This is a genomic window from Rhodoferax sp. (assembly GCF_039922535.1).
Lineage (GTDB): Bacteria > Pseudomonadota > Gammaproteobacteria > Burkholderiales > Burkholderiaceae_C > Rhodoferax_B.
Window position 1 is genome coordinate 1 of the sequence record NZ_JBDTEM010000181.1, and the last position, 1,502, is coordinate 1,502.

Annotated in this window: 2 protein-coding genes; both read right to left on the minus strand. The window is 59.3% G+C overall.

Features of this window, described 5'->3' with window-relative positions; all coding sequences use genetic code 11:
- Nucleotides 1–136: 136 nt before the first annotated feature.
- Nucleotides 137–481, minus strand: coding sequence for an NAD(P) transhydrogenase subunit alpha (locus tag ABI213_RS08450; RefSeq protein ID WP_348008105.1), 345 nt, complete (start codon nt 479–481; stop codon nt 137–139).
- Between the two features lie 19 nt (nt 482–500).
- The coding region (locus ABI213_RS08455; RefSeq protein WP_348026724.1) for an NAD(P) transhydrogenase subunit alpha at nt 501–1,502 on the minus strand (1,002 nt) is incomplete at its 5' end.

The window sequence follows — 1,502 nt, forward strand, 5'->3', positions numbered from 1 at the left end:
AAAGATGCCTGACGCCGCAGTGACAGGAGATGCCATGCGGTGCAAGCCGTAGAGGAACATCAATGCAGCAGTGAGATCGGCGGCAACAATGCCAAGTTGGGCAAGCTGAAAGACAAAGATGGGCATAGTGCGGGTCTCAATGTTTCTTTGCCGGCAGGCGTTTGACCTTGCCGTGGACTGCGGCGTGGCCGCTGGTCTTGAACATGGCCAGCATGCGGTCTGTTACCGCATAGCCACCCGCTGCATTGCCCGCGCCCAGTAGCACCGCCACAAAGCCCAGCACTTGCTCTTGTACGGAACTCGCGTTCAGCAGCGCGTAAATGCCGCCGACGACCACAATCCCGTGCACGAAGTTCGAGCCCGACATCAGGGGTGTGTGCAGAATGGCCGGAACCCGGCCAATGATCACCCAGCCGGCAAAGGCTGCGAGCAGAAAGATATACAGGGCGACGAAGCCGGAAATGCCGATGGAGAAAGTCATAAGGGAGTCCTGTTACGGCTCATGCCAATGCGTGCTGTGGAATGCCCAGCGATTTGTTTTGACCCGCATGCGTGAGCACCGTCTTGGCGAGAATCTCGTCGCTCCAGTCGATAGTGATGACGTTGTCTTTCAGCATCAAAGCCAGCAGGTTGTATTGGTTTTTGGCATACAGCTCGCTCGCGTCTTTACCCAGTAAAGATGCCACGTTCAGCGGCGCCAGGATGCTCACCTGGCCGACCCGTACCGTTTCCCCGGGGCAGGTGTCCTCGCAGTTGCCGCCGCCCTCGGCAGACAGGTCCACAATCACAGCCCCGACTTTCATGCCCGCGACTTGCGCGTGGCTGATGAGTTTGGGAGAGGCTTTGCCGGGAATGGCGGCGGTGGTAATCACCAGGTCTGCCTTCTGGATGTGCGCCGTCAAAGCGGCTGCAACTTTGGATTTTTCTTCAGCGCTCAGTTCGCGGGCATAGCCACCTTTACCGGTTGCGTCCACCCCGGTATCAACGAAGCTGGCACCTAGCGAAAGTGCTTGCTCTTGCGTCTCGGGACGAACGTCATATCCCTCCACAATGGCACCGAGTCGGTGGGCCGTGGCAATTGCCTCCAACCCTGCCACACCCAAGCCCATCACCAATACATGTGCAGGCCCTAGCGAGCCTGCTGCGGTGGTGATTTTGGGTAACACCCGCGCCAAATTGGTGGCACCCAGCTGCACCGCGTAATAACCTGCCAGGGCGGACTGGCTCGACAGCGCGTCCATCGCCTGCGCCCGGCTGATGCGCGGCACCCGCTCCATCGCAAAGCAGGTGATTTTTTTATCCAGCAGGCGCTGCACCAGGGTAGGCTGGTTCTGGGCGTAAATGAAAGAGATGAGGATTGCGCCCTCTTGCATCGCGGCCACCACCTCCAGCGCGGGCGGCTGCACACATAGCACCACGTCGGCATCGCGAACCATGGCAATGCGGTCTTCGACAATGGTGACGTTTTCGAATGCAGCATCGTCGAGGTGGATGGCCGCTCC

Bases quoted from the DNA above. Each gene is read 5' to 3' on its own strand.
- ABI213_RS08450 (WP_348008105.1), bottom strand. From the start codon at position 481: ATGACTTTCTCCATCGGCATTTCCGGCTTCGTCGCCCTGTATATCTTT.